This window comes from Skermanella stibiiresistens SB22 (genome assembly GCF_000576635.1).
Taxonomy (GTDB): domain Bacteria; phylum Pseudomonadota; class Alphaproteobacteria; order Azospirillales; family Azospirillaceae; genus Skermanella; species Skermanella stibiiresistens.
In genome coordinates this window covers 24,201-49,630 of sequence record NZ_AVFL01000033.1, presented here as the reverse complement: position 1 = coordinate 49,630, position 25,430 = coordinate 24,201, and the positions used below count along the sequence as shown (strand labels likewise).

Sequence of the window (25,430 nt, the reverse complement as noted above, 5' to 3'; positions counted from 1 at the left end):
CCCCTGGGCAAATGGAAGGTCCCTCCCCGCCCGCCCGCACCTTCGGATTAGGTCGTTCCTTGGAATTGAAAATATTGGTAAACAATTCTTAACTATAGAACGCGAAGTCATCACGAGCAAATTCACTCCCGGAGAAGAGATTGGCGACGATCAGGGCCAAGGGCGACGCCTCGACACTGGGGACCAGCGGCGCCGACATCCTATACGGCGGCCCGGGAGCCTCCCGGCTGTATGGCGGCGACGGCGACGATATCCTCCACTACAGCCCCATCGGCACCGGCCCCACTCCGATCGCAGCGGCACTGGCGAGCAGCGAACTGAGCGGCGGCACCGGCATCGACACGCTCCACATCCACGGCAAGACGGCGCCCACCAAGATCATCGTCACTGGCAAGGGCGAGGGCGGCATCCATTTCGAAGACACCAGCGGCGTCTCCCAGGGCGCGGGCCATTTCTCCGGCATCGAGAAACTCACCGTGACGGGCTCCGGGCCGCTCGAATTCCACGGCAGCTGGGAATTCACCGGCGGCATCGACGTGACGGGAACGGCTGGCGCCGACATCTTCCAGAGCGACAGCGCCAGCGACATCATGCGGAGCGGCGGCGGTGACGATTTCTTCTTCCTGAGCGGATACGGCGGCACCGACACGATCATCAGCGGCGCCTCCGACAGCGACATGTTCTACTTCGATGTCTTCGGCGGCGCCGACGCCAGGATCCTCGGGTTCAACGGCGCCGGGGTGGATGGCGGCGACAAGCTGTTCTTTCAGGACATGAGCCACGGCCGGCCGCTTCTCACCAGCATCGCCGAGGTCGGCGGCAGGACGCAGTTCACTGTACAAGCCGCGGGCGGAGACTACGGACCAAGCAAGGTCGTGGTCGACAAGGTGGGCTTGGTCGAAGGGGTCGACTACTTCTTCGCCTGATCCGCGCCTCGCCGCGGCGTGTCACACGATGCCGCCGGCCCCGCCGAAGCCGCGGCCGCGACTGCCGGCCCAGGAGATCGGCGCCAGGTTCAGGTGATCCTCAACCTTGCGGATGCCCGGCACGGTTTCGGCGGCGACCCTCAGGGCGTCCCGCTCGGTGTCCGTTTCCACGAATCCCCAGAGTTGCGCCACCCCTTCGGACACGACGATGTTGAGCTGCGACACGCGCGCCCAATCCCGCCCTTCCAGATTGGCCATGATCCTCTCGCGAAGCTCACGGTCGTTGGCGTTCACGGAAGCCCCGGTCTCGGGGCAGGACGCGAGCACCACGCGGAGCAGGTCGGCGCGTGAGACGATGCCGACCAGCCGCCCGTCGCGCAGCACCGGCACGCGCTTGATCCGCCGTTTCTCCAGCAACCGGACGATCTCACCGGCCGGCGTGTCCTCCATGACCGTCGTGATCTCGCGGGTCATGATGTCCTTGGCGCGGATGGCGTGGGTCTTGATGAACTCGGCCGCGTCGTTTTCCGAACCGTCGAACAGCTTGGTCCACCACGAGCGGTGCCCGTCGCTGGTCGCCGCGACCCGGTGGATGATGTCCCCCTCGCTGATGATGCCCAGCACCCGCCCGTCGCCATCGATCACCGGCACGGCGCTGATGTGCTTCGACAGCAGGCATTTCGTGATCTCGTGGATCAAGCTATCGGGACCCACCGTCTTGAGATGGGTCGTCATGATATCTTTCGCGCGCATTTTCGCCTTCCTCTCGTTTCGGTGGCCGATCCCTTCGGGGGAAGGGATCGGCCAGGCGATCAGGCCAGGAACTGGTTGAAGAGGACGTAGAGCGTCAGCAGGAACAAGCTGGCCGCTCCGGCCCAGGCCCAGGCGAACTGGAACCTGCTCGGCAGGTGTTCACGCTCGAATTCGGAGGTGAAGTTGTCCTTGATGGCCTTGATGGTCAGCCAGTACAGGATCGGCGAGAAGACCAGGGCCAGCACCGAGGCGACCTGGACGACGAAGATGGGCTCGGGCAGGCCGAAGACCACGGCGACGCCGGCGATCAGCCAGAAGACCTGCATGCCGCGGTACAGCAGCTTGCGGATCCGCGGGGTGTCCCAGTCCTTCTTGAGGCGGACGGCGCATTCCTCGAAGATGCGGGCTTGGCCATCGAAATAGGTGAAGACGGTCGAGAACAGGGCGGCCACGCCGCCGGCGATGATGACCGGGAAGATCCACGGGCCGAAGGTATCGGTGTAGATGCGGGCGATCGTGACGCCCATCTCGCTGCCACTCGGAACCAGCCCCAACGGGTTCAGCACGGCGGCGCCCACGATCAGGAAGATCATGCCCGACAGCATCGAGATGATGTAGCTGATGTTCATGTCGCGCTTGAACAGGATCAGGCTGTTCTTCATGTAGTCCGTTTCCAGATGCACAGTGTGCCCCTGGGCCCGCATCTCGTTCACCTTCACCATGCCGGCCTTCTTGTCCACGGCCCAGTTCGACTGCATGGGCGCCACTTCCAGCGTCGTGGGGAAGTAGCCGAACATGGCGCCGAACAGCAGCATGGCGCCAATCGGCGGCAGGGTCGGCAGCAGGCGCGACAGATACTCGGCCGGCGGCGGCGCCTGCAGCGCGAACGCCACGAAGCAGGAAACGGCGAAGACGATGATCAGGAGCTTGCAGATGCCCTCGACCGCCTTGTAGCTGCCGAGCCAGAGGATGGCTACGGTGCCGACCAGGATGGTGACCGCCCACATCTCGAGAGGCATGAAGGGGAAGGCCGCCCACATCAGCGCGGCGCAGCCGAGCGCGCGGCCGGCGATGCCGACGGTGTTGACGAAACCCTGGAAGATCATGAACCAGAGTGGCCAGTTGCCGACCCGATGGTACGCGTTGATGATGGTCTCGCCCTTGACCATCGTGTAGCGGTGGGCGAATTCGAAGGCGAAGTACTTGATGATGTAGGCGGCCAGGATCACCCAGAGCAGATCATAGCCGAACCGGGCACCCGCCGTCGGCGCGTGCATGATGTGGCTGGCCCCGATCCCCGTCATCGCGGCCGCGATGCCCGGACCCATGGCCCGCCACGTGTCGGCGATCCCCGTTCCCGGGGCTTTCAAGGTGATGGTTTTCGATGCGTCCCTTGGCTCTTCCTTGGTCAAGGCGGTGGCCGGGGACGGATCCCTTTTTGGATCCCGTCGAATCGCGTTCGCGGTCATTGTTTCCTCCCTGGGTTTATTTTCGTTGCGTGAAGATCGCTTCCTCCGAAGGAATGTTACGTCTCCTGGTATACACAATGCCATATGCCAACCTTACCGGGGTCGGCCACGGTCTTATCCCGCATCGTGAAATCCATTGCTGGTTGAGGACATGACCGCCCGATCCGGATGTGACGAGAGCCCTTCCCGCCTGTTGGTCCCTGGGATGGGATCACACGCGGAGGACCGACCTCATGACTGACGATACGGGATGGATCTCGATGCGCGGGCTGGCCGCCGTCGCGGGCGGCGCCGCCGCGGCCCTGCTCGCCAGCCGTCTATTGCCGCCCCTGGTGGCCCAGGCGACCGGGTCGGCGCGCGCGGCGGCCGGGACCGACGCGTTCGAGGCGCTGATCCACGACCACCGGATCATCCTCTCGCTGCTGGACCGGATGGAGCACAGCCCCAACTCGGCCGTCCTGCACCGGACCCAGCTTTTCCTGCGCCTGAAGCGCCGCCTGTCGGCACACGCCATGGCCGAGGAGGACGTGATCTATCCGCTGCTCCACGACAGGGCGCACGAGAAGTCCGACGCCCTGCACCTCTACGGCGAGCACGCCGAGATGAAGATCCTGATCCACGCCTTGGAGCGAACCCCCAAGGACGATCCCGGTTGGAGCGGCATCGCCCGCGATCTCCGGATCCTGATCGAGGGCCATGTCCACCAGGAGGAGGAGGTGGAGTTCCCCAAGTTGCGCCATCTGCTCGACCGGAAGGAAATCGTCAGGATGTCCGGCGAGGTCCAGCGCGAGAAGGCGCTCATCCTGTGAGGGTCCCGGCTGTGAGGATCACGGGCGGCGCCGACCGCTCCCAATGCCGCCATCCAGGGTGTTGAGCGGTCGGTCGCCGAGTCACCCCTACCGATGTTCGAACTTGGGTTCCGACGTCGCCCCGGCGGCGGGAACCCGCTCGTTCGGAAGAGGCGTTGGCCGACCGTTCACCGGTTCTTGCTCTCCACGGCCGGTGTCGCGTTTTTCGGCGGGACTTCCCCGTAATTCCAGGGTCCCTTCACGACTTCCCGCATGGCCGGCGCCTTTGGCTTCTCCAGAAGGCGTCCCGTCTTCAGGTCCCGCCCGCTGCGATTCCGCAATTCCTGGGCGCGCGACGCCGTCTTGTCCATGGGAACCTCCGTTCAGCGCATCATGGATCAATATAGCAACGATCAACACCAGAGCGAAGCCCAAAGCCGTCATCAGCGCCGAGAACGCCCGAGCGCGCGCCTTGAGGCGAGCCAAGTTATTGGCGCGGCTCAGCTTCGCCGAAGCGGCCATCTGGCCCATCATGGTGGCGCGGAGGTCATCGACCACGGCACGCTCGATGACCTCCACTGGATCATCGTCTCCGCCGCCTGAGGCCGTCGCCTCATCCGCCAAAGCACGATAATAGGCCGTCAAGCTGGCGGCGTAATCCAGCATCTCGGATTCCGACATGGGATATTCGAATTGTCTCTCGCGAACCGCCTTGTACAAGAACAGCAGGAGAGCCAGCAAACTCACCAGCAAACCGGCCAGCGCGCCATGGACGAGTATTCCGTAGCCAAGCTCTGGCCATGACGTCCGAGAGAAGGCTGGGAGCAGACCACGGGCGAAGCCGACGAATGTGACCAGCACGCCGATCGAGGTCGCGAAGAAGGGCAGGCTGCGGATGACATTTTCTTCTTGATCCATTTCCCGCTTGAAGCTGTCGGCGATCAATTTCTCCAGATACTCCGACGCCTTTCCCGTAGGGCCGAATGACTGTGTGTTCCGTGGCTCGGTGATCCGCTCATCCGCGCTCATGCGTCATCCTTTGGCCGAAGCGTCACTTCCCGCGTCCATAGGCGCCTTCGCGATTCTAGACAAGCACCTGATTGAAAGGGGATCATGGAAGCGGCGCCCTCCCCCTCGCTGTTCCACATTCCGCGCCCGGTTGGCCAAAATCCGCGTCACCGCGGAGGCGCGCCCGGAACCCTCGATGCCATCGGGCGCTTGGCGGCGAAGTTGATCGCCTGGAGCGGTCTTCCCCTGGCGGTCCTCTTTCCAAGCATCGGGCGAAGCGTCATCATCTCTTCGGCCACGGTTAGGTCTTCTTGGAAAGAGGATGGTTGTGATGACCAGACATGCCCAGAACGAAGCCAGGCATCCGTTTCGGGGCACGAGCGCGCGCTTTCCCGCCGTGGGGATGCTTCATGGGGATGACGAGTGATCAGGCCAGCAATTCCAAGTGACGAGGCGGATATCCGGGCTTGTGCCGAAAGCGCCTATGTCGGCTATGTCGCCGTGATCGGGCGCGAACCCGCTCCCATGGTCGCCGACTTCGCGGCGCAAATCGCCGCTGGTCAGGTTCATGTGTCCATGGGTGAAGACGATGTCATGCAAGGATTCATCGTGTTCTTCCCCCAGGAAGACTCGATGCTGCTTGAGAATGTCGCGGTATGGCCTTGGGCGTCAGGCCAGGGAGTGGGAAAAGCGTTGATCGGGTTCTGTGAGGATGAGGCGCGGCGGCTGGGTTGTCGCGCCGCGCGTCTCTATACGAATGAAAAGATGACCGACAACCTCTCGATCTACCCGAAGCTCGGCTACGTCGAGGTGGACCGACGCGCGGAAGACGGCTTCAACCGCGTTTTCTTCGAGAAACGCATAGGGTGATCAGGGCACCGAGCATCGTCATATCGGCTGATCACGATGGCATCGCTCCCGGTCCCGCGCGACGCGTCATGGCGACCCCTCGCCCTGATGGGCGACAGAGGCTAACTCCAGTCACCCCCCGGTCACGGCAATCCGCCAGCTAACGGCGACCCTGTTGGCGGTGGCGGTGGCGATGGCGGGCGCGCTCCGCCACAAGGGCCTTCAAGTCGCGGGGAATGCGCGTGCGGTCGCGCCAGCGCACGGATATCCCCGCCGCGCGGCATTCGGCCGCCAACTCGCGGCCGTTCTCGTAGCGGTGCTGGTCCAGCGGCGGCCAGCCGTCCAGCCCGCGATAGTCAAACGGGCGCCCGCCCAGGTAGTCCAGGAAGCCCTCGAAGAACCGGGGATGCAGGACAACCGGCTTGGCCATGCGCCAGGACAGCGCGCCGAGGAAGCCGTTGTTCGCCTCCCGGCCCGACCAGACATCCGCCGACCCGGACACCGTCCCGCTCATTGAAGCGTTCCCGGTTTGGGAAGCGTCCCCGAGGTGGGGAGCGTTCCCGAGCCGGGCTCCTCCAGCACCGCCAGCCTCAGCTCGTCGAGCATCCCGGCCATGGCGTCCGGGCCATGCAGGACAGTCAGGTGGTTGACGGCCTCGACCATCATCGCCCAGGCGACGACTTGCCGGGGTGGGCCGCCATCGGCCTCCTCGACCCACAGCGCGCGCACCAAATCGAACGCGCTCTCAAGTTCGTCAGGATCACCGGCGGGATCCACGCTTTCGGTCATCATCGGCCCATGAAGGATTGTCAGATCTAAATGTAACGTTATAACATATCATAACGGATTTCAATTGGAGGGAAACAGCCGATGTCCGCCATCCCCGTCACCGTGCTGACCGGCTATCTCGGCGCGGGCAAGACGACCCTGCTGAACCGCATCCTGTCGGAGTCGCACGGCAAGCGCTTCGCCGTCATCGTCAACGAGTTCGGAGAGATCGGGATCGACAACGATCTCGTCGTCGGCGCCGACGAGGAGGTGTTCGAGATGAACAACGGGTGCATCTGCTACACCGTGCGCGGCGATCTCATCCGCATCATCAACGGCCTGCTCAAGCGCAAGGACGGCTTCGACGGCATCCTGATCGAGACCACGGGCTTGGCCGATCCAGCCCCGGTGGCGCAGACATTCTTCGTCGATCCCGTCGTGTCCAAGCGCACCCGGATGGACGGCATCGTCACCGTCGCGGACGCCCGCCATCTGGCCGACCGCCTCGCCGACAGCCACGAGGCGCAGGAGCAGATCGCCTTCGCCGACGTCATCCTGCTCAACAAGATCGACCTCGTGGACGAAGCCGACATGGTGGTCCTGGAACAGCGCATCCGGTCGATGAACCCCTTCGCCCGCATCCGGCGCACCCAGCGCTGCGAGGTGGCGCTGGACGAGGTGATCGGGCTCGGCGCCTTCGACCTCGATCGCATCCTGGCGATGGAGCCCGATTTCCTGGGCGAGGACGACCACGAACACGACCAGTCCGTCACCAGCGTCTCGCTGCGGCAGGATCGGGCGCTCGATCCCGTCGCCTTCGACGGCTGGCTCCACACCCTGCTGCGCGTCCAGGGCACCGACCTGCTTCGCTACAAGGGCATCCTGTCGTTCAAGGGCAGTGATCGGCGAACCGTGATCCAGGGCGTCCACATGCTGGCCGACAGCGCAAATCTCGGTGTCTGGCCGGCGGGGCAACCCCGCGAAAGCCGCTTCGTCCTGATCGGGCGGAACCTGGACGGCGACAGGCTGCGCGCCGGCTTCGCCGCCTGCGCCGCGCCATGACCGTCACGGCCAACCCCACCGTCAGACGCGACCAAACCCAGCCGCCGCCTCGATCCCTGGAGCGCCATTTCGACACCGGGGCCCATGTCGTCTCGGTCGCGGTCAACCGCGCCGGCGGCCACGCCGCCGCGGCCCTCGGCGACGGCTCGGTCTGGCTGATCGACCTGACCGATCCCCAGGAGCCCCCGGCCATCGTCCAGGCCCACGGGGGCGTCTGCCTCGCCTTGGCGCGCGACATCGACGGCCAAGCGTTCCTCAGCGGCGGCGACGACGGCCGCCTGCGGCGGATCGTGCCGGGGCACGCCATGGAAACACTGGCCGAGGCCGCGGGACGCTGGATCGACCACGTCGACGCCTGTCCGCGCTCCCGGCTGCGCGCCCATTCCGCCGGACGGAGGGTCCACCTGCTCGACGCCTCGGGCCACGAGGCCATGCCCCCGCTGGAACATCCCAGCACCGTTGGCGGCCTCGCCTTCGCGCCCAACGGCAAGCGGCTGGCCGTCGCCCACTACGGCGGAGTCAGCCTCTGGTGGACCTCACGCCCAGGTCCACCCTCGCGGCTGGAGTGGAAGGGCTCCCACCTGGGCGTGCTCTGGCATCCCGAGGGCACCCACCTGATGACCACCCTCCAGGAATCCGGACTGCACGGCTGGCGGCTGAAGGACAAGGCCGAGATGCGGATGGACGGCTACGCGACCAAGATCCGCTCGATCGCCTGGACCAACCGTGCCCGCCACCTCGCAACGGCGGGAGCCGATTCCGTGGTGTGCTGGCCCTTCTTCGGCGGCGGACCCTGGCGGAAGCAACCCTTGCAATTGGGCGGCATCGGCGATGGTTTGATCACGGCCGTGGCGCCGCATCCCCGGGAGGCGGTGATCGCCGCCGGCCACGACGACGGCCGCCTGCTGATCGTCCCGCTCGACGGCACCAACCCGGTCACGGCCGCCGCTCCGGATGGATCGCCGGTCAGCGCCGCCGCCTGGAGCGACGACGGCCGGCACCTGCTGGCCGGCACCGAGGCTGGCCGCCTGTCGTGGTTCCCGATCCGGGCGACAAAGGGGTATCCCGCCGCGCCAAGGCCGCCCCGTCAGTAAGCCAGGCACGCCGCTCCCAGCGCGATCGCCACGCAGGAGATCATCCGGCGCGCGCTCAGCTTCTCCTTGAGAAAGATCCATCCGATCAGCGCCGCGAAGACCACGCTGGTTTCGCGCAACGCGGAAACGACGCCCATCGCGTCGTGCCGCATGGCCCAGATGACGATGCCATAGGCGAGGATCGAGACGAGGCCGCCGGCCAGCGCCATCACCGTCCGCGCCGGCGTGTATCGCGGCGGTCTTCGCCCCGTCGCGAGAAAGATCACGGGCATCGTGACGCTCCACAGCAGGAACATGGTGTTGGCGTAGGCCAGGCTGTCCCCCGACAGCCGGACTCCGATCCCATCCACGACGGTATAGGCCCCGATCAGGACGCCCGTGGTCACGGCGGCGGGCAGGAAGTCGGCCCGGACGCCCCGGCCTTGGAACGCCAGCGACAGGATGCCACCGGACACCAGCGCGATGCCGAGCGAGGACGCCGCATCGAGCGTCTCACCCGCGAAGACCGCCGCACCCAAGGCGACCAGGACCGGCGACGACCCGCGCGAGATGGGATAGGTCTGCCCCAGGTCGCCGGACCGGTAGGTTCGCACCAGGGACAGGTTGTAGGCGGTGTGGATGATCGCGGAGGCGATCACATAGGGCCAGCTCGCGGCGTTGGGCCAGGGCAGGAACAGCGACGCCACCGCCGTGACGCAGGTGACCGCGATCATCATCAGGGTCATCGACCAGAGCCGGTCACCGCCACCCCGCAGCACCGCGTTCCATCCCGCGTGCAAGAGCGCCGCGCACATCACGGCGGCGAGGACGCCCGGCGTCACGCGCCCCGCCAGATGCCGCGGCGGAAATGGGCATGGAAGATGGGGATGGTGGACAAGGGCACTGGCTCCGGCTGGGTTTGAAGGTTAGAATATCTCTCGCGGAAACCCGCTACAAACCAGTAAACCTGCCAATTTCCGTCAGGAAAACTCACGCGAATGCGCCTTGCCCTGCCCCCCCTCAATGCGCTCCGCGCCTTCGAGTCCGCCGCCCGCCTCGGCAGCTTCAAGGCCGCCGCCAGCGAGCTGTGCGTGACCCATGGCGCGATCAGCCAGCACGTCCGCCTGCTGGAGGACTGGCTGCGGGCCCCCTTGTTCGAGCGGCATAACCGGCGCGTGGTGCTGACGGCGGCGGCGCGGGCCTATCTCGCCGAGATCGGCCCGGCGCTCGACCGGGTGGCGTCCGCGACGGAGAGATACGGGTACGACACCGGCGCGGTGCTGCGGGTCAACGCGCCCGCGACCTTCGCCTTGCGCTGGCTGGTGCCGCGACTGGCGCGGTTCCAGGAACATCACCCCACCGTCAAGGTCAGGCTGGAAACCTCGAACGCGCCGCTGGAATCCCTGCGCGATCCCCACGACGTCATTATCCGGGGCGGCCCGGACACCTTCTATGGCTATGAGGCGCACCCGTTCCTGTCCGAGCATCGGCTACCCGTCTGTAGCCCCGCCCTGCTCGACCGGCTGCCGCTCCGCGCGCCCGACGACCTGCGGCGCCACACGCTGCTGCATAGCCTCAGCCTGCCCCGGCTGTGGGACGACTGGCTGGCCAAAGCGGGCGCCGCCGACCTCCGGCCCGACGCGGTGCTGGTCCTCGACCACTTCTATCTCACCCTTCAGGCGGCCGTCGACGGGCTCGGCGTCGCGATGGGACCAACCGCCCTGATGGAGGACGACCTCGCCCGCGGCCGCCTCGTCGCCCCCTTCCCCGGCCCGCTCCTACCCGCCCGGAGCTACTGCGCCTATCTGCCCGAGACGCGGGAGAAGACGGAACTCGCCGCCGTTTTCCGGTCGTGGCTGGAATGGGAAGGAAACATGCGCGCCGCGGATGGCGAGAAGCCTGTCCGCCACGAATGAAGGCTCCCGCGGTGCCGAAGATTGAGCACGGCGACCGTTTCCCATATGCTTGGATCTGCCCTCTCGTGGCGGGCGGCCTTCAGGCTGTCGACCGGCAGGGCGGCGTCAGGGCGCGCGTCTCCTAATTCTTACCTTCCGAATCGAAAAAAGCATGTTATGTTATAACATAACATATTCGTGGCTGGAGAACGGTGGCGATCTCGGATCGCGGGCGGACGCCACCACCCATTCTAGAAGGAGTTTTCCAATGCGGTATTTCCCCCAGATCCCGCGTTTCATCATCCTTCTGCTCACCGGTGTCGGCTTGGCGGTACCCGCTCTGGCGGACGGTACCCACTATCCGCTCACGGTGGAAAATTGCGGCCACACCATCACCGTCGACAAGGCGCCCCAGCGCGTCGTCTCGGTCGGCCAGGCGCAGACGGAAATCCTCTACGCGCTCGGCCTCGGCGACCGCGTGGTCGGCACGGCGGTCTGGTTCGGCCCGGTGGCGAAGCCCTATCAAACGATCGACGCCAAGGTGAGGCGGCTGGCGGACAACGATCCGAGCTTCGAGGCGGTGGTGGGTCAGGAACCCGATCTGGTCACGGCCATGTACGAGTGGCACATCGGCCCCAACGGCATCGTCGGCAAGCGCGACCAGTTCGACCAAGTGGGGGTCCCCGTCTATGTCTCGCCGACCGATTGCGTCGGCAAGGACAATTCCGGCCCGGGCGACGGCGTGCGCACGCGGATGTACTCGATGGAACTCCTCTATCGGAACATCCGGGAATACGGCCAAATCTTCGACGTGTCGGATCGAGCCGAGGCCTTGGTCACCAACCTTCAGGAACGCGAGGAGCGGGCGGTCCACTCCGTCGCCGGGATGGCGACGAGGAACGTCTCCATGGCGGTCTGGTTCTCCAGCAAGGAGATCAAGGGCGACGCCTTCATGGCCGGCAAGAACGGCGTGCCGGCCTATATCCTGTCGAAGCTGGGTGCCCGCAACGTGATCACCACCACCGAGGAATGGCCGCTGGTCGGATGGGAAACCATCGCCGCCGCCGACCCCGACGTGCTCGTGGTGGTAAAGATGGACCGGCGTCGCTTTCCCGCCGACGACATCGACTTGAAGCTCGACTTCCTGCGGACCGATCCCGTAGCCAGCAGCCTCTCCGCGGTGCGCAACGGGCGCGTCGTCACCATCGATGTCGGCGCCACCCGGCCGGGTCTCGACGCGATCAACGGCGTCGAGACCATCGCCAAGGCGATCGACACGTTCGGCCTGACCCATTGAGCCACGCCGTCCTCAGACCCAACTGGGCGGCGCGGATCGCCGTCGCCGTCCTCTCCGTCGTGGCGCTGGTCCTCGCCGTGGCGCTGGCGGTGACCGTGGGCGAGATGACGATCCCGCTGGGAACGGCCCTCAAGGCGCTGGGGAATGGCCTGTTCGACCTCGGCTTTCCGACCAGCGCGATCCAGCAGGGGGTGATCTTCCATTACCGGCTCAGCCGCGCCCTGATGGCCGCGCTCTGCGGCGGAGCACTCGCCATTTCCGGCGCGATCCTCCAGGCGCTGCTGCGCAACCCACTGGCCGAGCCCTATATCCTGGGCGTTTCCGCCGGCGCCTCGACCGGCGCCGTCTGCGTGATGATCCTCGGCCTGGGTGGCACGACCCTCGGCCTGTCGGGCGGCGCGTTCGTGGGCTCGGTCGCGGCGCTGGCGCTCGTGGCGCTCCTGGCGGCGGGCGCCGGCGGCACCAGCGACCGCGTGATCCTCGCCGGCGTCGCCGGTTCGCAACTGTTCACCGCGGCGACCTCCGCGATCGTGACGACGATGGCGAGCGCCGAGCAGGCGCGGGGCGTGATGTTCTGGCTGCTGGGCAATTTCGGTGGCGTGCGCTGGCCCGACCTGTGGGTCGCGACACCGGTGGCATTGATCGGTTTCATCATCTGCATGTCGCACGCCAAGGCGCTCGACGCCTTCGCCTTCGGCACCGACGCCGCGCGGTCGCTCGGCGTGGCGGTCGGGCGCGTCCGGTTCGTCCTCTTCGCGACGACGGCCCTGTTGACGGCCACCATGGTCGCGATCGTCGGCTCGATCGGCTTCGTCGGTCTCGTCATTCCGCACGCGGCACGCTTCCTGGTCGGTCCCGGCCACGCGCGGCTCCTGCCCGCCTGCCTCGTCATCGGCGCCGTCTTCATGATCCTGACCGACATCCTCTCCCGCGTCCTGGTACCGCAGCAGATCCTGCCGATTGGCATCGTGACGGCGCTGTTCGGCGCACCCGCCTTCGCCGCGATCCTCTACGGCGCCAAGCGGCCGGCATGACGCTCGCCACCCATGACGTCCGCTGGAGCGCCGGCGGACACCTGATCGTCGACGGCATCACCTTGTCCGTCGAACCCAACCGCATGCTCGGCCTGATCGGGCCGAACGGCTCGGGGAAATCCAGCCTGCTGCGGCTGCTGTGCCGGATGCGCAAGGTGGCGAGCGGGGTCGTGACGCTCGACGCGCGCGACATCGGCGACCTGTCGCGCCGCGATCTGGCGCGGCGCCTCGCCTTCGTGGAGCAGCAGGCGACCACCGATGTCCACCTCTCCGTCTGCGATGTCGTGCGGCTGGGCCGAACGCCGCATCGCGCGGCCTTCGCCTCGTGGACGCGGGAGGACGAGGAGGCCATCGACCACGCCCTGGAGCGGGTCGGCCTGACGGACCGTCACGACCAGCCCTGGCACACGCTGTCGGGCGGCGAGCGCCAGCGCGTCCACATCGCCCGCGCCCTGGCGCAGGAACCGCGCGAGTTGATCCTCGACGAACCGACCAATCACCTCGATATCCAGCACCAGCTCTCGACCCTCGCGCTGATCCGCCGGCTTGGCCTGACCTGTATCGTGGCGCTCCACGACCTCAATCTGGCATCGCTGTTCTGCGACCGGATCTGCGTGCTGTCGGCGGGCAAGCTGGTGGCCGCCGGCATGCCGGAAGCCGTGCTGACGCCGGACCTGATCCGGCGGGTGTTCGGCGTCGAGGTTCGCATCCACGACGGTGCCGGCGGCCGCCGGCACATCGAATACATCATCGACGGCGATCAGGGAGAGACCCCATGACACCAGCCGCCACGCCCGGCCCGGACAAGGACGACGTCCAACCCGCCATCACCGCCCATTGGAGCGCCCGCGCCCCGGAATTCGACGGCGTCGCCTCCCACGCGGCATTTCCCGGCCTTTGGCGCGACGTGCTTGAAGCCGCTTTCCAGGCGGACGGCCCCAGGGACGTCATCGACCTGGGCACCGGCACCGGCGCCTGCGCCATCGTCGCCGCCTCGCTGGGCCATCGCGTCAGGGCGTTCGACGGCTCGCCGGAAATGCTCGCCGCCGCCAGCTCCGCCGCCCATAGGGCCAGGGTCGCGATCGAGTTCGAGGTGGCGCTGATCAAGGACGTTCCGGCTCAGCCCGGTTCCGCCGACATCGTGACGATGCGCAACGTTCTGTGGACGCTCGAAGACCCCCTGGAGGCGCTGCGCGTCGCCCATCGCCTGTTGAGGCCGGATGGGCTCATCGTCGTCTCCGACGGCGTCTGGTCGGTGGCGCCCCAGTATCGCGCCACCTACGCCCCCGAGGTCGCCGCCCGCCTGCCCCTCCATGACGGCATCACCGAGGACGCGATGCGGCGCATGCTGGCCGAGGCGGGCTTCGGCGAGGCCACCGCCTGGCACCACCTCTTCCCCACGCCGCCTTACCCAGGCGACGTGCCCCTATTCGTGCTGAGCGCCGGGAAAGGCGAGGCCGGGGCGGCGACCGACGAGTGGACGATGGCGCCACACGATCTGGGGTGATGGCTTGGCGCCACCCTTCGTGTGGCGCTGGGTGGCGGAATACATCATGCCTCACGCGTCTGATCCAAGTCGACGTGACGATGACAATGCCGCAGACCGATGATCACTGAGGGCGTCAGCCCGCGTTGGAGATGGCCGCTGGGGCCTCGACCTCGACATTTTTCGAGGTGTCCAGGTTCTGGCCCATCGTAACCGGCCACTCAAGGCCCAGGGACGGGTTTTTTGTAGAGGTGGATAAGGTCGCGTAGTCTCGATGCCGAAGGCGGTGAACGCCAGGACTCCCGCGCCTCCGACGCCGTGGATCCAGAGGACGCCGTCCTCGGGTTCCAGTTCCATATCGAGGCTGATCTGGTGCAGCAGATCCTCGTCCTCACCGAGCATCTCGGCGACGCGGGCGATGGTGAAGACGGAGCTGACCGCGGTCATGTCAGGCGGCTTGTGCCCGGAGCGCCTCGGTGGCGGCCCAGTTCCAAGGCAGGAGTTCGTGCAGGCGGCTGACCAGATGGTCGCCGATGCGGTCGAGCACCGCCGCCAGGTAGGCCTCGGGATCGAGACCCGAGAGCTTGCCGTCTCGATGATCGTCATCGCGTCCGCGATCACGCCGCCGTCGGCGTCCGAGCCGGCGAAGAGATAGTTCTTCCTGCGGCATTGTCACGGGAACGGTGGCGCTCCGTGGGCGATGACAATGATATGCTTTAATGCAGCCGATCTCGTACGCCCGCCACCAGTTTCCGCCCGCCGTTATCCAGCACGCGGTTTGGCTCTATCTCCGGTTCACGCTGAGCTACCGGGACGTCGAGGATCTGCTGGCGGAGCGTGGGCTGGATGTCTCCTACGAGACGATCCGTCGCTGGGTGGGCAAGTTCGGGCCAGTGATCGCGCGGAACTTGCGGCGGCTGCGCCCCAGGCCCAGTTCACACTGGCATCTCGATGAAATGGTGGTGCGGATCAACGGCAGGCGGATGTACCTGTGGCGGGCGGTTGATGATGAGGGCGAGGTGCTGGAGATCCTGATCCAGCGCCGGCGGAACAAGGCCGCGGCTCGAAAGCTCATCCGCAAGCTGCTCCGGAAGCACGGCTTTGCTCCGACCCGGATCACGACCGACAAGCTGCGCTCCTACGGGGCCGCGTTCAAGGAAATCGGCCTGAGCGCCCATCATGAACAAGGAGTTTACGAGAACAATCAGGCCGAGGTTTCCCACCAGCCACTCCGCCGACGGGAACGGAAGATGCAACGCTTCAAGTCGCCCGGTTCCGCCCAGCGCTTCGTCTCGATGCATGCCGCCACCCACAACACCTTCAACATCCAACGCCATCTGATTTCCCGCCGAACTCTAAGCACCTTCCGGGCGCGGGCCAGGACCGACTGGAACGCTGCGGCCACTGCTGCGTGAGGGCCGCCCATGACTCAGGGCCTCAGCGAGCCTGCCTAGTTCCCGTGACAATGCCAAGGTCGACCTACGGAACTTCGACATTTTCGCACGGTCTATCCAAGTTGATATGACAATACCGACGGTAATACTCGCCAGGATTGATCTGTGCCTTCGCTCAGGATCTGGCGCGAGTCCTGACGGAACCCTTGAAAGATCCCGAGCTTCTGTTGGGCCAAGCTATGTGGCCTCTGTCGACGCCTCCGATGACGTTGCTCCGCTCAGGGCCCCCCTGAGTCGGTCCTCCTGCTCGTCGGTCAGAGACGTGCGTAGCACCGTGCCCTGGTACTTGCTGAGCTCGGGCAGCACCTTGTCGGGGTTGACCTTGCGCACCAGCACGAACAGCGCGGATGTCCCCGGCTCGATCGTCCCGCCGATCTTGCGGATGTAGTCGTCGGGGATGCCGTAATCGGTCATGTGTCCGGCCAGCGCGCCGGTACCGGCGCCGATGGCGCCTCCTAGCGCCATGCCGGCGAGAGGGTTGAGAAACAGCAGGCCGACCAGCGAGCCCCAGAGCATGCCGGAAAGTCCCGATTTGGTGCTTCCCACCGATACCAGGTTTACCGCCTGCTTCAGCCGCACTTTGCCGTCCTCATCCCGGACCACGACACACGCATCCTCGAGGTCGATGAGATATTCCCGCTGCATCGCCCGCAGTTCGTTGAGCGCGCAGTCGGCGGTATCCTTGTCCTTGAACGCGACGCAGATCAGATCAGACATCTTTGTTTCCTCACTGTGTTATGAAGAGCCCGAATCACTGTCACGCCGTTTCCTCAAGCTGGCCCCAGCGGAAGGCCGGCCACATACCAGGCAATCAGGAGCAGGGTCCAGGCAATCAAAAGGATCCCGGTGTAGGGCAGCATCAGGGAGACGATGGTGCCGATGCCCGCGTCCTTTTGATACTTCGCGGCGAAGCCCACCATGACGCCGAGATAGACGTTCAGCGGAGTTATGACGTTCATCGGCGAATCCCCGACACGATAGGCCGCCAGAACGAGGTTCGGGTCCCCGCCGAGTTGCATGAAGAGCGGAATGAACACGGGAGCCAGGATCGCCCACTTCGCGACGGCCCCGGTGATCAGAATGTCGAGCAGGGCGATGATCAGCACGAAAATGATGATGTAGCCGACCCCGTTGATCGGCGCGTTCTGCAGGAAACTGGCTAGGTTGGCGGCAAGTACGGTCGCCATGTTGGTGAAGTTGAAGAACGCGATGAACTGCGCGATCACCAGCAACAGGAAGATCAGCCCCGCAAGTCCCGAGAAGGTCTTCACGATCATGCCGATCGCCTGGGTGAGGTTCGCGATCGTGCCGGCTCCCTTGCCGTAGGCGAAGCCGACCGCAAAGAACAGCGCGCTGATCTGGATGATCAGGCCGTCCATGAAGGGGGAGCCCGACAGGATCTCGCCAGTCACCGGGCTGCGTAGCACCGAGTTCGGCGGCGCGGTCAGGAGCGCCATCACCGCCACGAACACGACCAGCGCAATGCCGGCGTTGCGCAGGCCCTTCGACTGCTCGGGCGTCATGCCCTCGGCGGGCTCGATGGGCACGCCGCCGGTATAGGGTCCCAGATGCGGTTCAACGATCTTTTCGGTGATGAGCGTGCAGAGAACGGCCATCAGAAGGCTTGAAACGATCATGAAATATAGGTTTCCGACGAGAGTCACCTCGCGCGCCGGATCTACGAGGCGTATCGCGTCGTTGGTCATTGCAGCCAGCAGCGCGTCAGTGGGGGTGACGAAGACATTGACGAGGAATACCGCCGCCACCCCGGAAAAGGCGGCGGCGAGCCCTGCCAGGGGATGCCGCCCGAGGCTGTGAAAAGCCGCGGCTCCCAGCGGGACGAGCACCAGGTATCCGGCGTCCGCCGCGATCGAGGAAACGACCCCAAGCATCACGACGATGAACGTGAAGATCGAGCGAGGCGCCACGAGGACGATCTTGCGCACCAGCGTCGCGATCAGCCCTGACTCCTCGGCGACGCCCACACCGACCATCGCGATGATGATGACGCCGACCGACCCGAAGCCCAGGAAATTGGACACGGGGGATGTGATCATGAAGCGCAGGCCTTCGGCTGACAGCAAGCTGCGCACAGCCGTCACCCGCGTCTCGATCTCGCCCGAAATTGGATCGGCCACCTGATAGGTGATCGAGGTTCCCAGAAGGCCGAAAACAGCGGACAAGACGATAACGATGGCAATCAGAATGAAGAAAATGATGCCCGGATGCGGCACCTTGTTTCCAACGCGTTCGATAGTCGTGAGAAACCGGTCCATGGCGCCCGGCTTCTTATCCCCTGCTTTCTTGGCCGGTGTCGGCGTTTGGTATTTGGGTATGCTCGACATCACCCTCCCTTTCGACGGGTTTGCCTGAACTTATCAAACAAAAGGGCTGAAGCGATATCACAGGCTAGTGTTAACTCCAATTCAGCTAGTTTTCAATAATGTAAGCCTTTCAAATTTGTCCAGTTATGGAAACGATCGCAACAGTTACAAAATATTCATTCCAGATTTCATTGTGTTGACTTGATAATTAAGTTTTATGCGTTGGGATATGAAATGTTCATAATGGCGTATCCACATTGAAGATTCGCATGGTAAGGCATGATTATCTTCTAGCATCGCATACTGCACGCATGTTAAATGACGGAGACGATCGATACATACCCGATATGGCTTCGACTCATCGGCTGGCATGGCCATGCCTTAACTATCGGCATTCACAAAATATTTGGAAGGTGGAGCCGTGAGCGATATCTGGATCGTTTTCGCCATCATCGCTGCCATCATCGTGCTGTTCATTTGGGACCGGGTCCCGGTCATCGCCGTTTGCCTGGGCGCGGCACTATCGCTCTGGGCAACCGGAATTCTGACCCTGAACCAGAGTCTGGCGGGCTTTGGCGACCCGGCGGTCATCTTCATCGCGGCACTCTTCGTCGTCAGCGCCGGGCTGGAGGTGGCCGGCGTGACGGCCTGGGCGGGACAGGTTCTGATCAGGCAGGCCGGCGACAGCCGGACGCGACTGATCCTGCTGATGATGGGCTTCGTCGGGGTTCTGAGCGCCCTGATCAGCGTGAACGGCGCGGTGGCCGCACTTCTGCCGGTCGTCGTCGTCATGGCCATCCGTCTACGCCGGTCGCCTTCCCAATTGCTGATGCCGCTGGTCTTCGGAGCCCATGCGGGCTCCCTGCTGATGCTGACCGGCAGCCCCGTCAACGTGCTTGTGGTCGAAGCCTCGGCGGATGCGGGCAGCGGCGGCTTCGGCTATTTCGAATTCGCGCTGATCGGCGTGCCGATCGTGCTCGGCTGCATCGCGATCGTGGTGCTGTTCGGTGAACGTCTGCTGCCCAGCCGCACCAGCCGATCGCTGCCGCCCGACCTGAGCCAGCACGCTACAACCCTGTTCGAACAGTATCGTCTGTCCAAGGACGTGCATCAATTGCAGGTGCCTGCGGGATCGCCCGTGATCGGAAAGACGCGCGAGACCATCGGCCTCGCGAAAAGAGGCGATCTGACCTTCGTGACGTTCAGGGACGCAAGAGGGGCCGTGACGCGGGGCGATACCATAAGGGAAGGCGATCTGCTGATCGTGCGCGGACCCGCCAACCAAGCGGCGGACGTTGCCCAGGAGTTCAGCCTTGCCTTGCGCGAAGACACCCAAGAAGAAGAGATCGCCGACCAGCTCTTCAACCGTGACGACGGGATTGCGGAAGTGCTGATCCCGCCCCGGTCGGCTCTCATCGGGCAGCGCTTTTTCCCCGGCATGGTCACCGAAAGCGGCGATTTGATCGTGTTGGCGCTTCAGCGCCAGGGCGTCGACCTGACGCCGGGCGACGCCCTGGCGGCGGGCGACACGATGCTCCTGCAAGGCACCTGGAAAGCGCTCGAAACGCGGCTCGACCAGTCCGAAGTCCTGGTGGTGAATTCGCCAGATCTGGTGCGGCGTCAAGCCGTGCCGATGGGACAGGGCGCGCGGGTGGTGATCGCGGCGCTGGCGATCATGGTGTTTCTGCTGGCCACAGGGCTTGTTCCCCCGGCCGTGGCGGGGTTGCTGGCCGCCAGCATGATTCTGATCTCGGGAGTCCTGAGCGTGGAGCAGGTATATCGCTCGATCAATTGGACGACCGTGATCCTGGTCGGCGCGATGATGCCGCTCTCGACCGCGATGGAGCAGACCGGCGCGGCGCTCCTGCTGGCCGAAAGTCTCGTGAGGCTCGTCGGGGATGCCGGACCCTATGCGCTGCTTACCGGCCTTTTCGTGTTTTCGGCAGTCCTCGGCCAAGTGATTTCCAACACCGCGACGGCACTCATCATCATTCCGATTTCGGTGGTCGCCGCACAGCAGATGGGCGTCTCGACGCAGCCGGTATTGATGTGCGTGTGCGTCGCCTGCGCTGGAGCTTTCCTGACGCCGGTCGCGACGGCGACGAACCTGATGGTCATGGAACCAGGCGCCTACAAGTTCGGCGATTACTGGAAGCTCGGCCTGCCGATGCTGATCTGGTGCTTCATCCTTGGCGTCGTCCTGGTGCCGATGATCTGGCCATTCTGAACCCCGGGTCCCGCAAGCGTCGCGGCAAATCCCTGAACAACATCAAGAAACCACAAGCAAGAAACCACAGGTAAAAACCATAGGAGGAATTCCAGCAATGTCCGATCTCGATGCAGTCCTCGCTCGTGTCGACGCCGATCTCGACGCGGCGATAGACCGCCTGTTCGCCACGCTGCGGCTGAAATCGATCTCGACCGATCCGGCCTATGCCGCCGAAACGAGGGCTTGCGCCGAATGGCACGCGGCCGATCTCGCCTCGGTCGGCTTCGACGCCAGCGTGCGCGACACGGCCGGCCACCCGATGGTCGTCGCGCATAACCGTTCAGTGGCGGGGACTTCGGTGCTGTTTTACGGGCACTATGACGTGCAGCCGGTCGATCCGCTCGAACTATGGGAACACGATCCCTTCGCGCCCTCGGTCGAAACTCGACCGGACGGCTCCCGGATGATCGTCGGGCGCGGGGCGGCGGATGACAAGGGGCAGCTGATGACTTTCGTCGAGGCCTGCCGCGCCTGGAAGGCGGTGACGGGCAAGCTGCCGATCCCGGTCACAGTCCTGCTGGAAGGCGAGGAAGAATCGGGTGGGGTGAACCTGCCGCCGTTCCTGGACGCCAACACTGATGAACTTCGCGCCGATCTGGCGCTGATCTGCGACACCAACATGTGGGACCCGCAGACGCCAGCGATCACGACCAGCCTGCGTGGACTGTGCGGCGAGGAGATCACCATCCACGCCGCCGACCGCGACCTGCATTCGGGATTCTACGGCTCGGCCGCCGCGAACCCCAACCACGTGCTGGCCCGCATCATCGCCGACCTGCGCGACGAGGAGGGCCATATCACGATACCGGGCTTCTACGACGGCGTGCCCGAACTTCCCAGGGCGCTGAAGGAAAGCTGGGCAAAACTCGATTTTTCCACGCAAGCGTTTCTGGGCGAGGTCGGGCTTTCGGTGCCGGCAGGGGAGAAGGGCCGCTCGGCGCTTGAAATGGTCTGGTCGCGGCCGACCTGCGAGGTGAACGGCATGGGCGGCGGCTATCAGGGCGCCGGCTTCAAGACGGTGATCCCGGCGCAGGCCTCGGCCAAGATTTCGTTCCGGCTGGTGTTCGACCAGGACCCGCACAAGGTACGCGCGGCGTTCCGGGAATTCGTGAAGGCTCGCGTCCCTGCCGATTGCCGGGTGGAGTTCATGGAGCACGGGTCTGGAACCGCCGCGGCCTTCGATACCGGTGCTCCGGCATTTCAGAAGACACAGGGCGCCTTGACCGCCGAATGGGGACGCGAAGCCGTCTTCGTGGGGGGCGGCGGCTCGATCCCGGTGACGACGCTGATCAAGGACAAACTCGGGATCGACGTGGTGATGGTGGGCTTTGGTCTCAGCGACGACAGGATCCACAGCCCCAACGAAAAGTATGACCTGAAGAGCTTCCACAAGGGCATTCGATCCTGGGTGCGGATCCTGGCCGCCCTATAGGCGCTGCGCTGGCGGGAAGGTCGGTTCATAAACGAAGGAGGGATTTTATGAGCATACCCATTTCGGCCGAGAAACGAATGCTGACCGCCACCGAGTTCGAAGTTGTCGAGCAGACCCACTATCCGGCGATCATGGCACTACCCAAGGAGGATTTGTCGAATATCTTGAAGCTGCTGCGGGACTATCGGAACAAGGCGCGCGACCGTTCCCGCCAGCAGCGCCGTGAGATGCGCGGAAAGTCTCCGCCGCGAGCGGCTGTCGCCGTTGGTGACAATAGCGGCACCGAGCGGAAAGGGGAAATCTTCGCGAGCGCCTTGAAACGCGTCAATCGGGAGCTTTCGCGGATCAAGAAACAGGAGAGCCAAAAAATCCAAGGTGCCCATGCCCGCCGCGCGCTTGAACTAAAACGGCGGTATCGCGTCCGCCATCACCCAAGCACGACCAGAAACGCTAATGGCCCGATGACGGTGATCGAAAATCCCAACGCGACGGTCACCGTGGATCCTCGGGAGATCGGCCGCATGTCGCAATTCATCAAAGTCGCTCAAGCCCGACGAGACTCCCGCTGATCGATCGGGAGCTGATCGATCGGGAAGTGACGATGACGCGTATTCGGCCTGCCTGCAGCATCCGGCGAGAAGCCTGTGCCTGAGCAGGATTTAACAGGGTCCATGTGGAAATTGGATGATGGCGAGGTGGGACGGCGGCGCAATGAGTCGGTTCGGGTTGCTCAGGACGGTCATGGCGCCGCCGTCCCCGCCAGCTTCGATCCCATGCCCCGACAGTAAGCGGAACTCGATCAGTAACAACGAGGAGAAGAGCCTTGACTGCATGGGTTGGCTTGATCGCCGTAGCGGTTATCCTGGGGGCCCTGAGTCACGCGAGCGCGGTTTTCGCACCGGTGGTCTTTGCCCTTTTCCTAATCGCCCTGTCGTGGCCCATGCAGCGCTGGCTTCAGCGGAGATTGCCCCGGTTGATCGCCTTGGTGATCAGTATTCTCGTCCTCTTCGTCACATTCTTCGGCTTCGCTTCGATCATCGTCTGGGGTTTCAGCCGCGTCGGCCGCTGGGCCGTCGCCAATATGGGTCTTTTCCAAGCCCTCTATGACCAAATGACGGCGGGGCTGGAGGAGCATGGGATTGCCGTCGCAGGACTCTGGGCGGATCATTTCAACGTGGGATTGTTGTTCGGTGTCATGCAGAGGGTCACGGGTCAGTTGAACACGACCTTGAGCTTCTGGGTGATCGTGCTTGTTTATGTGATACTCGGCTTGCTTGAAGTTGACAGGGCGGGAGACAGGATCAGAACTCTGTCGAACCTAAACGCAGTTCGCATGCTGATCGAAGGCGGTGCGGAAACGGCAGCGAAAGTGCGGAGATACATGGCCGTACGGACTCTCATGAGCGTGCTGACCGGACTGCTTTTCTGGATTTTCGCCTCGCTCTTCGAGTTGCCGCTTGCCCGGGAATGGGGCGTCATCGCATTCGCGCTCAATTACATTCCGATCATAGGCCCCTTCACGGCCACCCTGTTTCCGACCGTTCTGGCCATGGTCAAATTTGGAAGCTGGGAAGCCATGGCGGTGGTTTTCGCATCCCTGAACGGGATCCAGTTTCTGAGCGGGAGTTACATCGAGCCGCGCGTTTCAGGAACGGCCCTCGCGATGTCACCGTTCGTAGTCCTGTTCTCGATTTTTCTCTGGACGTACTTGTGGGGACTCTCGGGCACCTTCCTCGGCGTCCCAATCGCCTTCACGACTCTCACCTTATGTGCATATCATCCATCGACCCGCTGGCTCACGATCCTTTTTGGATCGCAGGATGTGAAATCCCATCCATCACGCATCGCCGCCGACCTCCAAGATGATCCCGCCCGGTAGCCGTGAGTTTTTATGGCTGTGAGGGGTTGGGGGCATGAGGATGAAAGTCGATGTGAGGTCGTTTCCCGGTCGTCAATCCGACATCAGCTTTTCCTCGATCCGTCCTATGAGATAGGGAAAGAATGGGTTTGACGACATGCGAAGCAGGGAGTCCATGCTGACGATCAGGGCGCCGCGTTCACCCCGTGCCGCCAATGCTCCCAGGTTGATGCCGAAATCATCCGCGGGATCGGGGTGCAAACCGTAAAGGGAGTCGGTGGTCGGGAACGGAATGGCGACATGCGAAAGCGAATAGACGTCGATCGGGTAAGACAATTCCAGATCGCGCACAGACTCTGTCGCCGCACCAGCCTCCACGACGCGTTCGACGACGTCGGGACTGTCAGGGCTGGCATTGGTGATGATCGTGGTCCTGAACCGCCGTGGCGGATCCGGCAGAATACGGGTCAGCATGGTATCGGAGGCGGAGCTCAGGAGTGGACCGAACTTGGTGTTGCGATTTACGTCGAACAGCACGAGTTCGCTGCCGTTGGCGGGCAGATGGGCATACAAGGCGGTCACGATCGCGCGCGTACTGACCGTGAAGTCCATCACCGACTGGAAGGTGATGATTGGAGGCAATTCAGCCAGGCGGTTGTCCGACGCGCGGGCAGCGATCTTCTGCTGAAGCGCCGCCGTCAGCAGGTGCGATTGGCGCGCCCCGTTGATCGGGAACGAATTGTATTTGAACGGATTGAACTCTGGCAGCACGCTCAGCCATGAGGCTTTCGCAAATGCCGGAAAAATCGCGGGCAGCCCCGCCAATCCCGCGAAACGCGCGAATGCCGTGACCCCGATCATCGGTGAAATCAGCACGATACGCTCCGGCCGCGTCAGCTGCTCATCTTCCATCGCGTCGAGCACATACATCATTGCAAGCGCGCCGCCGTTGGAAAATCCGACCAAGTGAACCGGCAGTCCAGGACCTGCCCGACGCCGAGCTTCCCTGACCGCCAATCGGGTGGCCGCCATCCAATGTTCCCACTCGATATCGGTCAATCCGGCGGGGACCGTGCCATGACCGGGCAGCCTGATGGCTATGGAGACAAAACCGTGGTCACGGTACCGCCTGGCGATATGGCGCAGGCTATAGGGGGAGTCGGTCAAGCCATGGAGAAAAACGACTGCGCCTCGGACCGGGCCGTCGGGTTCGAGCTCGTACGATCGATTCCAATCCTGAGAAAATCTCCCTGGATAGATCGGGCTGCCGTCGAAATACCGATTGACTGGTATCCGGTCTTCCGGGGGCAGTTTCTGCGTGACTTCAGCCCGCACCGTCTCGAAGAGAGCCCCTTCCGCGTCAAGGTACTCGTTCCAACCGCCGTCATCGATTTCGTCGACGCTCAGTTCAGTGGGAACGTATTTGTGCCAAGGCTCAAGCGGCTGACCACGCTGGGAATCGTATATCCGGACGACAAGCAATGCTACGGCGACCATGGCTAGCAGCGCAGCAGTCCGCTTCAACATCCTTGCGGCCCAGATTCGCATGATGCTCACCTTCTTCCGTGTATCCAGGTTCTTTGTGCTCCGGTGAAAGCGTCCTGGGAGTCTGCCCGGACCATCCACCGATTCTTGAAATTTCGTTCATCCTCACGCAAAACAATAGATCCATGGTTCAAGTTTTC

The 25,430-nt window shown here is 64.1% G+C and carries 24 protein-coding genes and 1 pseudogene; 15 read left to right on the top strand and 10 right to left on the bottom strand.

Annotated features, from left to right (window positions below):
• The first annotated feature begins 140 nt into the window (after positions 1 to 140).
• Positions 141 to 926 carry a hypothetical protein gene (locus N825_RS29550; protein ID WP_037459785.1) on the top strand — a complete coding sequence of 262 codons (786 nt, stop codon included), beginning with the start codon at positions 141 to 143 and terminating at the stop codon, positions 924 to 926.
• Positions 927 to 947: 21 nt separating this feature from the next.
• On the opposite strand, the gene N825_RS29545 is transcribed toward N825_RS29550, so the two are convergent.
• Positions 948 to 1,679 (bottom strand): CBS domain-containing protein, encoded by a 732-nt coding sequence (locus N825_RS29545; protein ID WP_037459783.1) that lies wholly within the window; start codon positions 1,677 to 1,679, stop codon positions 948 to 950.
• Positions 1,680 to 1,738: 59 nt separating this feature from the next.
• Positions 1,739 to 3,049 carry an Nramp family divalent metal transporter gene (locus N825_RS29540; RefSeq protein ID WP_198038956.1) on the bottom strand — a complete coding sequence of 437 codons (1,311 nt, stop codon included), beginning with the start codon at positions 3,047 to 3,049 and terminating at the stop codon, positions 1,739 to 1,741.
• Between the two features lie 332 nt (positions 3,050 to 3,381).
• Between N825_RS29540 and N825_RS29535 the strand changes: the two genes are divergently transcribed.
• The gene (locus N825_RS29535) at positions 3,382 to 3,957 is read left to right on the top strand and encodes a hemerythrin domain-containing protein (protein WP_037459780.1); all 576 of its coding nucleotides are present in this window, start codon (positions 3,382 to 3,384) and stop codon (positions 3,955 to 3,957) included.
• A gap of 87 nt (positions 3,958 to 4,044) precedes the next feature.
• On the opposite strand, the gene N825_RS29530 is transcribed toward N825_RS29535, so the two are convergent.
• Entirely contained in the window at positions 4,045 to 4,965 is a 921-nt protein-coding gene (locus tag N825_RS29530) for a hypothetical protein (RefSeq protein ID WP_037459778.1), read from the bottom strand.
• A 402-nt stretch (positions 4,966 to 5,367) separates the two neighbouring features.
• Here N825_RS29530 and N825_RS29525 point away from each other — a divergent pair, with 402 nt between their 5' ends.
• Positions 5,368 to 5,814, top strand: a complete 447-nt coding sequence (locus N825_RS29525) for a GNAT family N-acetyltransferase (protein WP_037459776.1) — start codon at positions 5,368 to 5,370, stop codon at positions 5,812 to 5,814.
• 139 nt (positions 5,815 to 5,953) lie between these two features.
• On the opposite strand, the gene N825_RS29520 is transcribed toward N825_RS29525, so the two are convergent.
• Positions 5,954 to 6,307, bottom strand: coding sequence for a hypothetical protein (locus N825_RS29520; protein ID WP_037459775.1), 354 nt, complete (start codon positions 6,305 to 6,307; stop codon positions 5,954 to 5,956).
• The gene (locus N825_RS29515; RefSeq protein ID WP_245613270.1) at positions 6,304 to 6,582 is read right to left on the bottom strand and encodes a hypothetical protein; all 279 of its coding nucleotides are present in this window, start codon (positions 6,580 to 6,582) and stop codon (positions 6,304 to 6,306) included. The genes N825_RS29520 and N825_RS29515 overlap by 4 nt, the downstream gene beginning before the upstream one ends.
• 81 nt (positions 6,583 to 6,663) lie before the next feature.
• On the opposite strand from N825_RS29515, the gene N825_RS29510 reads away from it, so the two are divergent.
• Entirely contained in the window at positions 6,664 to 7,623 is a 960-nt protein-coding gene (locus N825_RS29510) for a CobW family GTP-binding protein (RefSeq protein ID WP_037459772.1), read from the top strand.
• Entirely contained in the window at positions 7,620 to 8,717 is a 1,098-nt protein-coding gene (locus N825_RS29505; protein WP_051513518.1) for a WD40 repeat domain-containing protein, read from the top strand. The genes N825_RS29510 and N825_RS29505 overlap by 4 nt, the downstream gene beginning before the upstream one ends.
• Here the strand turns inward: N825_RS29505 and N825_RS29500 are convergent.
• A complete protein-coding gene (locus tag N825_RS29500; protein WP_157619621.1) occupies positions 8,711 to 9,538 on the bottom strand; it encodes an EamA family transporter in 828 nt (275 codons plus the stop codon). The two genes, N825_RS29505 and N825_RS29500, sit on opposite strands and share 7 nt — an antisense overlap.
• 156 nt (positions 9,539 to 9,694) lie before the next feature.
• Here N825_RS29500 and gcvA point away from each other — a divergent pair, with 156 nt between their 5' ends.
• The 5 genes from gcvA to N825_RS29475 all read left to right on the top strand — a co-directional run bounded on the left by gcvA (position 9,695) and on the right by N825_RS29475 (position 14,429).
• Positions 9,695 to 10,612 (top strand): transcriptional regulator GcvA, encoded by a 918-nt coding sequence (gcvA, locus tag N825_RS29495; protein WP_037459770.1) that lies wholly within the window; start codon positions 9,695 to 9,697, stop codon positions 10,610 to 10,612.
• Between the two features lie 247 nt (positions 10,613 to 10,859).
• Entirely contained in the window at positions 10,860 to 11,888 is a 1,029-nt protein-coding gene (locus N825_RS29490) for an ABC transporter substrate-binding protein (RefSeq protein ID WP_051513516.1), read from the top strand.
• Entirely contained in the window at positions 11,885 to 12,922 is a 1,038-nt protein-coding gene (locus N825_RS29485; RefSeq protein WP_037459769.1) for a FecCD family ABC transporter permease, read from the top strand. Before N825_RS29490 ends, N825_RS29485 begins: the two co-directional genes overlap by 4 nt.
• Complete coding sequence (locus N825_RS29480; protein ID WP_037459767.1) at positions 12,919 to 13,701, top strand: ABC transporter ATP-binding protein; 783 nt, start codon at positions 12,919 to 12,921, stop codon at positions 13,699 to 13,701. The genes N825_RS29485 and N825_RS29480 overlap by 4 nt, the downstream gene beginning before the upstream one ends.
• A complete protein-coding gene (locus N825_RS29475; RefSeq protein WP_051513513.1) occupies positions 13,698 to 14,429 on the top strand; it encodes a class I SAM-dependent methyltransferase in 732 nt (243 codons plus the stop codon). The genes N825_RS29480 and N825_RS29475 overlap by 4 nt, the downstream gene beginning before the upstream one ends.
• A gap of 427 nt (positions 14,430 to 14,856) precedes the next feature.
• On the opposite strand, the pseudogene N825_RS38210 reads toward N825_RS29475, so the two are convergent.
• Positions 14,857 to 15,071: pseudogene (locus N825_RS38210) on the bottom strand (transposase domain-containing protein); the annotation flags it as partial.
• Between the two features lie 56 nt (positions 15,072 to 15,127).
• Here N825_RS38210 and N825_RS29465 point away from each other — a divergent pair.
• On the top strand, positions 15,128 to 15,823 hold the full coding sequence (locus N825_RS29465; protein WP_037459765.1) for an IS6 family transposase: 696 nt from the start codon (positions 15,128 to 15,130) through the stop codon (positions 15,821 to 15,823).
• Between the two features lie 216 nt (positions 15,824 to 16,039).
• Here the strand turns inward: N825_RS29465 and N825_RS29460 are convergent, their stop codons facing one another.
• Both N825_RS29460 and N825_RS29455 read right to left on the bottom strand, forming a co-directional pair.
• On the bottom strand, positions 16,040 to 16,579 hold the full coding sequence (locus N825_RS29460) for a DUF1269 domain-containing protein (RefSeq protein ID WP_037459762.1): 540 nt from the start codon (positions 16,577 to 16,579) through the stop codon (positions 16,040 to 16,042).
• Between the two features lie 53 nt (positions 16,580 to 16,632).
• Complete coding sequence (locus N825_RS29455) at positions 16,633 to 18,207, bottom strand: AbgT family transporter (RefSeq protein ID WP_084165172.1); 1,575 nt, start codon at positions 18,205 to 18,207, stop codon at positions 16,633 to 16,635.
• 400 nt (positions 18,208 to 18,607) lie between these two features.
• On the opposite strand from N825_RS29455, the gene N825_RS29450 reads away from it, so the two are divergent.
• The 4 genes from N825_RS29450 to N825_RS29435 all read left to right on the top strand — a co-directional run bounded on the left by N825_RS29450 (position 18,608) and on the right by N825_RS29435 (position 23,766).
• On the top strand, positions 18,608 to 20,413 hold the full coding sequence (locus N825_RS29450) for an SLC13 family permease (protein ID WP_037459809.1): 1,806 nt from the start codon (positions 18,608 to 18,610) through the stop codon (positions 20,411 to 20,413).
• A 97-nt stretch (positions 20,414 to 20,510) separates the two neighbouring features.
• The gene (locus N825_RS29445; RefSeq protein ID WP_037459757.1) at positions 20,511 to 21,887 is read left to right on the top strand and encodes a M20/M25/M40 family metallo-hydrolase; all 1,377 of its coding nucleotides are present in this window, start codon (positions 20,511 to 20,513) and stop codon (positions 21,885 to 21,887) included.
• Positions 21,888 to 21,934: 47 nt separating this feature from the next.
• Positions 21,935 to 22,456 (top strand): hypothetical protein, encoded by a 522-nt coding sequence (locus tag N825_RS29440; RefSeq protein WP_037459756.1) that lies wholly within the window; start codon positions 21,935 to 21,937, stop codon positions 22,454 to 22,456.
• A gap of 254 nt (positions 22,457 to 22,710) precedes the next feature.
• Positions 22,711 to 23,766, top strand: coding sequence for an AI-2E family transporter (locus N825_RS29435; RefSeq protein ID WP_051513509.1), 1,056 nt, complete (start codon positions 22,711 to 22,713; stop codon positions 23,764 to 23,766).
• 72 nt (positions 23,767 to 23,838) lie between these two features.
• On the opposite strand, the gene N825_RS29430 is transcribed toward N825_RS29435, so the two are convergent.
• On the bottom strand, positions 23,839 to 25,293 hold the full coding sequence (locus N825_RS29430; RefSeq protein WP_037459804.1) for an alpha/beta hydrolase: 1,455 nt from the start codon (positions 25,291 to 25,293) through the stop codon (positions 23,839 to 23,841).
• Positions 25,294 to 25,430: the final 137 nt, after the last annotated feature.

Coding starts and splice junctions, on each gene's coding strand:
- N825_RS29480 (WP_037459767.1), top strand. CDS start 12,919: ATGACGCTCGCCACCCATGACGTCCGCTGGAGCGCCGGCGGACACCTG.
- N825_RS29475 (WP_051513513.1), top strand. CDS start 13,698: ATGACACCAGCCGCCACGCCCGGCCCGGACAAGGACGACGTCCAACCC.
- N825_RS29490 (WP_051513516.1), top strand. CDS start 10,860: ATGCGGTATTTCCCCCAGATCCCGCGTTTCATCATCCTTCTGCTCACC.
- N825_RS29545 (WP_037459783.1), bottom strand. CDS start 1,679: ATGCGCGCGAAAGATATCATGACGACCCATCTCAAGACGGTGGGTCCC.
- N825_RS29505 (WP_051513518.1), top strand. CDS start 7,620: ATGACCGTCACGGCCAACCCCACCGTCAGACGCGACCAAACCCAGCCG.
- N825_RS29535 (WP_037459780.1), top strand. CDS start 3,382: ATGACTGACGATACGGGATGGATCTCGATGCGCGGGCTGGCCGCCGTC.
- N825_RS29445 (WP_037459757.1), top strand. CDS start 20,511: ATGTCCGATCTCGATGCAGTCCTCGCTCGTGTCGACGCCGATCTCGAC.
- N825_RS29465 (WP_037459765.1), top strand. CDS start 15,128: ATGCAGCCGATCTCGTACGCCCGCCACCAGTTTCCGCCCGCCGTTATC.
- N825_RS29520 (WP_037459775.1), bottom strand. CDS start 6,307: ATGAGCGGGACGGTGTCCGGGTCGGCGGATGTCTGGTCGGGCCGGGAG.
- N825_RS29460 (WP_037459762.1), bottom strand. CDS start 16,579: ATGTCTGATCTGATCTGCGTCGCGTTCAAGGACAAGGATACCGCCGAC.
- N825_RS29530 (WP_037459778.1), bottom strand. CDS start 4,965: ATGAGCGCGGATGAGCGGATCACCGAGCCACGGAACACACAGTCATTC.
- gcvA (WP_037459770.1), top strand. CDS start 9,695: ATGCGCCTTGCCCTGCCCCCCCTCAATGCGCTCCGCGCCTTCGAGTCC.
- N825_RS29430 (WP_037459804.1), bottom strand. CDS start 25,293: ATGCGAATCTGGGCCGCAAGGATGTTGAAGCGGACTGCTGCGCTGCTA.
- N825_RS29510 (WP_037459772.1), top strand. CDS start 6,664: ATGTCCGCCATCCCCGTCACCGTGCTGACCGGCTATCTCGGCGCGGGC.
- N825_RS29515 (WP_245613270.1), bottom strand. CDS start 6,582: ATGACCGAAAGCGTGGATCCCGCCGGTGATCCTGACGAACTTGAGAGC.
- N825_RS29440 (WP_037459756.1), top strand. CDS start 21,935: ATGAGCATACCCATTTCGGCCGAGAAACGAATGCTGACCGCCACCGAG.
- N825_RS29455 (WP_084165172.1), bottom strand. CDS start 18,207: ATGTCGAGCATACCCAAATACCAAACGCCGACACCGGCCAAGAAAGCA.